Origin of the sequence: Mucilaginibacter flavidus (genome assembly GCF_024055575.1) — a bacterium.
Taxonomy (GTDB): Bacteria; Bacteroidota; Bacteroidia; order Sphingobacteriales; family Sphingobacteriaceae; genus Mucilaginibacter; species Mucilaginibacter flavidus.
Map to the genome: position 1 here is coordinate 66,190 of NZ_JAMXOE010000029.1, position 7,217 is coordinate 73,406.

The following is a 7,217-nucleotide window of genomic DNA, read 5'->3' on the forward strand; positions in this document are numbered from 1 at the left end:
GCCACAGTAGCCCCACAATTTTAAAACAAACCGACTTTTTTTAGAGACAGAAAATGGATAAAAAAAAGTCGGATGAGTTAGTCATTGCTAACAAAGAACTTGCTTTTCAAAACGAAGAGAAGGAAAAACGGGCAGCAGAATTAATCATTGCGAATAAGGAACTCGCCTTTCAAAACGAAGAGAAAAAAAACCGTGCGGCAGAATTAGTCATTGCCAACAAAGAACTTGCCTTTCAAAACGAAGAGAAAAAGAACCGCGCGGCAGAATTAGTCATTGCCAACAAAGAACTTGCCTTTCAAAACGAAGGAAAAAAAAACCGTGCAGCAGAATTAGTCATTGCCAACAAGGAACTTGCTTTTCAAAACGAAGAGAAAGAAAACCGGGCGGAAGAATTAGTTATTGCTAACAAAGAACTTGCTTTTCAAAACGAAGAGAAGGAAAACCGGGCGGAAGAATTAGTCATCGCCAACAAGGAACTTGCCTTTCAAAACGAAGAGAAAGAAAACCGGGCGGCAGAATTAGTCATTGCTAACAAAGAACTTGTCTTTCAAAATGAAGAGAAAGAAAAACGGGCGGAAGAATTAGTCATTGCCAACAAGGAGCTTGCCTTTCAAAACGAAGAGAAAGAAAACCGCGCGGCAGAATTGGTCATTGCCAATAAAGAACTTGTCTTTCAAAATGAAGAGAAAGAAAAACGGGCGGAAGAGTTGATCATTGCTAACAAGGAACTTGCTTTTCAAAACGAAGAAAAAGAAAAGCGGGCGGAAGAGAAAGAAAAACGGGCGGAAGAGTTGATCATCGCTAACAAAGAACTTGCCTTTCAAAACGAAGAAAAAGAAAAACGGGCGGAAGAGTTGATCATTGCAAACAAGGAACTTGCTTTTCAAAATGAAGAAAAGGAAAAACGGGCGGAAGAGTTGATCATTGCAAACAAGGAACTTGCTTTTCAAAATGAAGAGAAAGAAAAACGGGCTGCAGATTTAGTCATCTTATCGGGAGATTTAAAAGCTCAGCAGGAAGAATTAAGGAGAGCAAATGATGAATTGCATGAAAAAGCCGAGCAGCTTACCCTTGCTTCCAAATACAAATCAGAGTTCCTTGCCAATATGTCCCACGAACTGCGCACACCGCTGAATAGCTTACTGATCCTTGCGCAGCAATTATTTGAGAACCATGAAGGCAACCTTACCGATAAACAAATCGGCTATGCAAAAACAATCCACACTTGCGGCGATGATTTGACCCAGTTGATCAACGACATCCTCGACCTGTCTAAAATCGAATCGGGGGTTATCTCAGCCGAGATCATGACGGTTAGCTTTATGGAAATCGCTTCGTTTGTAGGAACCACATTTAAGCCAATTGCGGAAACAAAGAACCTCAATTTTGAGATAGATATCAACGAAGGGCTTCCTGAAATAATGGAAACCGATATCCGGAGGCTGAACCAGATATTGAAGAACCTGCTTTCAAATGCTTTTAAATTCACAGAAAAAGGCAAGGTTAAACTTCGTATCTATAAGCCGGAAAATTCCGGGAATATTCCCGTTAAAAGCAACGAACATGTTATTGCTTTTTCTATTGAAGATACCGGCATTGGTATTTCCAGGAAAACCCAAGGTATTGTTTTCGAAGCATTCCAGCAGGCTGAAGGTTCAACAAGCCGTAAATATGGTGGTACCGGCTTAGGCCTGTCCATCAGTAAGGGCTTTGCCGAACTATTGGGCGGAACAATTGTATTGCAAAGCGAAATTGGAAAAGGAAGCACGTTTACGCTTTACCTGCCGCTAAATTATAAAGAGGGCGCTAATACCGTGGGCGAGTATGTTGCCAATAATATTTACAATGATAATGCCCACGCACATTTAGCCGGGGCTGCCGAATCCGCTATAAATGACGACCGGCATAATATTGCTCCTGGCGATAAAGTGATCTTAGTGATTGAGGATGATGTCCACTTTGCAAAAATCATTATAGATAAAGCGCACGATCTGGACTTAAAGGCAATTGTGGCAGTTACCTATCTTGAAATATTTAACAGCATAAAAGATCATAACCCAATAGCTATTACTCTTGATGTTAACCTGCCGGAATCGAACGGGTGGAAATTATTGAAACTATTAAAGAACGACCTTAATCTACGCCATATTCCGGTACATCTTATCTCCGGCGAAGAAAACAGGGTATTAGCCATGAAATATGGCGCTCAAAGCTTTCATTTAAAACCAGTGTCGAATAAATTTCTTGATGAACTGCTCTCTGGCATTAAACGTTTCAATGAACGCGATGTTAAAAGCATACTGGTTATAGAGCCCGGCGAAAAAGAACGGATCTCAAAATTGCTGGAAAACGGGCCCGTTAACGTTACAACAGCGCCAAATGCTGAAAAAGCAATATCGTTGCTTAAACTGGATATTCCGGGAGGCTTGACCATGTGATTCCGTGCTCCAAGTTCATGTATTTGTGTGAGATGTCTCACTAAATTGATTCAGTGCATAAGAGCATTAGCATGATCAAAGTGTTTCGGAACGATATTTCTGCTATTCCGGAACGAGGTGGTCAATGGCTCCGGAATGTCCACTATGAGGACCTTCTTCTCGTTTTTCTTTGACCTGTCGAGCCAATAAATAGAATTATCTAGAAGATTCATAATGTTTGCCACAAATAAATTTCTTGTGACCTTCGCAAGTGTTGTGATTTGAGCTTCTTTATATTTTGGAATTATATTGATATTGTGAGCCTTAAGGTTGTTATTTGGCATAAATTAATTACAATTTGCATTCCGTAACACTATGGAATAACCTTAACATTACTCAAGTATTTAAAAATTCAGTACTTTGCAATTTGAGGGCGGATAATCGTTGCGACTAATCAGGTAAATCAATACCGATAATTTGGGATATTTAGGCGGATAATTGCACCTCTACCCTCTTTAAAAGTTCATAAATATCAAATGGCTTGCTAATAAAATCATTAGGCGGCCCAATTTGATTCATAACCTGTTGAAGATCATGGGTGCCTGAGATTAAAATAACGGGCATTTTATTGCGTAAATTCGCTTTAATTCTCTGGCATAGCTTGCGCCCATCCAAACCAGCCAGCATCACATCCATCAGGATTAAGTCAGGACAGAATTGTTCAATATTTTTCTCGAAATGCTCGCCATTTGTTAAAGTTAGAATATCATAGCCCTCACCAGTCAAAAGCAAATCAATTACTTCCAGCAAATCCGGATCATCATCCAACACTAATATCTTCTTGCTCATAATCCAAATATTGAGATTTAATGTACAGCCAATACAATGCCATTAAATCCACCAACATCGTATTTGTTATTGATTAATCTAATAGTATGTAAATGTGCAATTAAAAGTCCACCTTTGTTTACACCTTGCAATATTAAATTATGAGCAATTTCCAGGTCGATCTTTCAAATTGCGATATAGAACCTATCCATATTCCCGGACAGTTGCAATCACACGGATTTTTAATTGTCATCGATCATGAAAATATTATTCGGTATTACAGCGATAATATAATCAGGTTTATAGATGGCATTTCAATGGACTTATTAGGACAGTCACTTCACTATATTGAAGGTTTTTTCGGACTAGATTACCAATCCAATTTAATTAGTACATTGATCGATTCCGGCCGGGAGAAAAAGAGCTTTAAAAAGATAAGCCCCATTTCCATTAATATTTTAAATATTCCCTATAATTTGATCATTTCTGAAAGTGCTGATTATTACCTGCTGGAATTTGAATTAGCCGGATCTTCTTTTGATCTGGAAGTTTCAGATATGATTAGCCATTCTATTGCTGAAATGTTAACACATAAGAATATGCCGGAATTGCTTGCCAGTGCGGCAATAGAAGTAAAGGATATTATACAGTATGACCGGGTAATGATCTATCGTTTTGCTGAAGATGGGCATGGAGAAGTTGTTGCAGAAAGTAAAAATCCGGATTTGGAAACCTGGATGGGTTTGCATTACCCTGCTTCCGATATACCGAAGCAAGCCAGGGAACTTTATAAACTAAATCTGACCAGGTTAATTGCCGATGTCCATACCACGCCTTCAAAAATTACGACTGCTGCTGACAATGATCAACCACTGGACCTGACCTGGTCACAACTCAGGGCGGTGTCACCAATTCATATTCAATACTTAAAGAATATGGGTGTGGCATCAAGCTTTAGTATTTCTATTATATGCAAAGACGAACTATGGGGCCTTATCGCCTGCCACAATTATACGCCGCGGTTTATTGAATACAAATCAAGGGCATTTGCCAAATTGATAGGGCAGATATTATCTTCAGCCCTGGAGTATAAAGAAGAGGAAGGTAACCAGCAAATTCAGGATGATTTTAAGGATAATCTAGCTAAAATAGAAAAAGCATTACAAGAAAACGTAAGCATTACAGATGCCCTCGTCGGAGAGCCAATGTATCTTATAAATACGGTTCATGGACAAGGCGCAATCCTCATCCATGAAAGGCACATCACCAAACTTGGGGTGATACCGGATGATAAATATCTTCCTGGTTTGATCAGTTGGATAAAGGAAAATGTATCAGAGCCGGTTTATCATACGGCTGAACTATCTGCCATTTTCCCGGAGGCTGCCGCTTATCAGGACGTCGCCAGCGGTATGATAGTATGTATATTATCACAGGAATTGGAAGAATATGTTATCTGGTTTAAGCCTGAACAGATCCACACCGTTAAATGGGCGGGTAATCCCGACAAACCCGTTGAAGGACAGACAAATGGACTCATGCAAATATCTCCGCGTCATTCCTTCGCAGTTTGGTCACAAACGGTTGCCGGCAAATCAGCTAAATGGAGTATAGAGGAAATCAAATCTGTCACCCGTTTTAAAGAGGAAATCGCGTATTCCACCAATCTCAAAGCAGGAGCGATCCGGCTTTTAAATGAAAAGTTGCGCCATGCCTACGAAGAACTGGAAACATTCAGCTATACCATATCCCATGATTTAAAAAGCCCTATAGCCTCCATTAAAAGCTATGCGCAATTGCTCATCAGGGACCAATCACTGGCGGAGCGTGGACAAAAGATGCTGGAGCGTATTGCAGACCGTGCCGATCAAATGAATTTGATGATCAATGCCATACTGGATTATTCCAGGATAGGTAAATCAGAGTTTCAATATAGAAAAATCCATGCTGGTGCTTTGATCGGGGACATTATTAAAGATCTTGATCTTGTTTATGATACCAGTGAATTAAAAATAACAGTTGGTGACACCCCGGACTTGTTAGGTGATCCAATGATGATGCTGCAAGTATTTTCTAACCTTATAGGAAATGCGGTTAAATACTCACAATATGCTAATCCGGCTGAAGTGCATATTGAGGGTAAGGAAAGTGAAACAGAAATTTGCTATACAATCAGCGATAACGGGCTTGGGATTGCAGCTAAAGATCAACCGAAAATATTTGAACTCTTTAACCGTATGGACAATGTAAAAGATATTGAAGGCTCAGGCGTAGGGTTGGCCATAGTCAAACGGATAGTGGAAAAACATAAAGGCCGGATATGGGTTGAAAGTGAACTGGATAAAGGGTCTACTTTTTTTGTTGCTTTTAACAATTAATACGTTCTTAAAAATTCTGCTCATCAAACCAAAGGCTGAAATAAGTAAAAGTATCGTTAGCAGATTGTACGATCATATCATATCCTACATTGTTAGATTGCAGATCGAGTGCTGATTTAAAAACCTCCCACATAATTGCTGTTTGATCTCCATAGCCGTTAAAGAAAGACATGCCGAAAAAGCCCGGCATACTTAACTGTTCAGTAAGCATTTTGCTGATGATCCGGCCCCCCAGCGTAGAACCTTCAATGACGTATAAAGCTCCCAAAGCCTGAAAATGGTTTGTAATGCGTGGCAACGAGTTAGTTTGTGCTAATAAAGGTAACTTTTCGTTTAAGTACGTTAAATCACGCACAAGAGATGATGTTTTACGTCTTTGGTCATAGTCAAGTAACTTTGCCTGGTCAAAGTGCTTTTTGATTTTAACTTCCATTCCACCAAAGAAACTGTAAAACAACGCTAAAAATTTACCATAATCATGTTTGTTATGAATGGCCCTCATTTGGTGAACTAGTTTTTTTTCCAGCAATTGATGGTTGATTTTTGTATCCTCTTTTAATTTTTCTGAAAGCATTTTACATACATCAATATATCAGTAAATATATGCTTTCAATTGTTACACCTTTGCAATATTGCGAGATTTCTAAAATTGTGAGGGCTGAAGAACAAAAATCGGATGGAGTAAACATATGAGCATATTGGTTAAGTAGTGTATCGGCCTAATAATAATCAATTTGACGAAAGTTTTAAATTATTAATATAATTTTTATATTTAAAATTATATTCATTTCTAATTCCATAAGATTTAGGCTTTAAAAGAATATCATGACTATGGATACCATTGAATTGTTAGAAAAACGAATTGAAGCCTTAGAAAAGGAAAACGAATCCTTAAGGTCGAACTCGACGTCGGTGCGGGTAACTTATCAAGAACAGGCAGATTATCAGGAAAGCCAAATACGGTTCCGTACAGTTTTTGAAACTTCACGGCTTGGTAATAAGATAATCGGCAGCAATCTGAAAATACTTCAGCTCAATGCTGCGATGGTTGCCCCATTAGGTTATGATGAAAAAGAAGAAATAATAGGAAATTATATTTTAGATTACACACCGCCAGAATTTCATGACGACTGGTATAATCTTCAAACTCAATTATGGGACTTGTGTACTCCATCATTTAACCTTGAAACTTGCCTTAAAAAGAGAGACGGTTCGATCATATGGTGTAGTGTTACCTCTATTTTATTTCAAGACCACGGGAATACTTTAGGATATACTATTATCGAAGATATTTCAGAACAACATAAACTTAGAAAACACAAAGAATATTTTATCAGCATTGCAAGTCATGAACTTAAGACTCCCCTGACAAGCCTGCGAGCTGTTCTACAGTTAATCAATAGGATCATTGCAAAAGATACATTAATATCGGACAAACTCATGCAATTGACCAAAAATGCCGAAACCTATGCCATAATGACTATTCCGGGGAAACTGACCACTCCATTCCGTGGCAAACTGACCAGGCAATTCCCTGGCGAACGGGTTCAGCGAGAGCTGTAAAAGCGTTGTGTTAAAAGTAGTTATTTAAAAG

General features: G+C 38.8%; 5 protein-coding genes. 3 read left to right on the forward strand and 2 right to left on the reverse strand.

Features of this window, described 5'->3' with window-relative positions:
• Window positions 1–53 precede the first annotated feature (53 nt).
• A complete protein-coding gene (locus NAF19_RS26990) occupies window positions 54–2,438 on the forward strand; it encodes an ATP-binding response regulator (RefSeq protein WP_252793484.1) in 2,385 nt (794 codons plus the stop codon).
• Window positions 2,439–2,903: 465 nt separating this feature from the next.
• Here NAF19_RS26990 and NAF19_RS26995 read toward each other — a convergent pair whose 3' ends face one another.
• Window positions 2,904–3,266, reverse strand: a complete 363-nt coding sequence (locus tag NAF19_RS26995; protein WP_252793485.1) for a response regulator — start codon at window positions 3,264–3,266, stop codon at window positions 2,904–2,906.
• Window positions 3,267–3,406: 140 nt separating this feature from the next.
• On the opposite strand from NAF19_RS26995, the gene NAF19_RS27000 reads away from it, so the two are divergent.
• Entirely contained in the window at window positions 3,407–5,623 is a 2,217-nt protein-coding gene (locus tag NAF19_RS27000) for an ATP-binding protein (RefSeq protein WP_252793486.1), read from the forward strand.
• A gap of 7 nt (window positions 5,624–5,630) precedes the next feature.
• Here NAF19_RS27000 and NAF19_RS27005 read toward each other — a convergent pair whose 3' ends face one another.
• Window positions 5,631–6,197, reverse strand: coding sequence for a biliverdin-producing heme oxygenase (locus NAF19_RS27005; RefSeq protein ID WP_252793487.1), 567 nt, complete (start codon window positions 6,195–6,197; stop codon window positions 5,631–5,633).
• Between the two features lie 257 nt (window positions 6,198–6,454).
• Between NAF19_RS27005 and NAF19_RS27010 the strand changes: the two genes are divergently transcribed.
• Window positions 6,455–7,186, forward strand: a complete 732-nt coding sequence (locus tag NAF19_RS27010; protein ID WP_252793488.1) for a PAS domain S-box protein — start codon at window positions 6,455–6,457, stop codon at window positions 7,184–7,186.
• The last annotated feature ends 31 nt before the right edge of the window (window positions 7,187–7,217 follow it).

Coding starts and splice junctions, on each gene's coding strand:
- NAF19_RS27010 (WP_252793488.1), top strand. CDS start 6,455: ATGGATACCATTGAATTGTTAGAAAAACGAATTGAAGCCTTAGAAAAG.
- NAF19_RS27005 (WP_252793487.1), bottom strand. CDS start 6,197: ATGCTTTCAGAAAAATTAAAAGAGGATACAAAAATCAACCATCAATTG.
- NAF19_RS27000 (WP_252793486.1), top strand. CDS start 3,407: ATGAGCAATTTCCAGGTCGATCTTTCAAATTGCGATATAGAACCTATC.
- NAF19_RS26995 (WP_252793485.1), bottom strand. CDS start 3,266: ATGAGCAAGAAGATATTAGTGTTGGATGATGATCCGGATTTGCTGGAA.
- NAF19_RS26990 (WP_252793484.1), top strand. CDS start 54: ATGGATAAAAAAAAGTCGGATGAGTTAGTCATTGCTAACAAAGAACTT.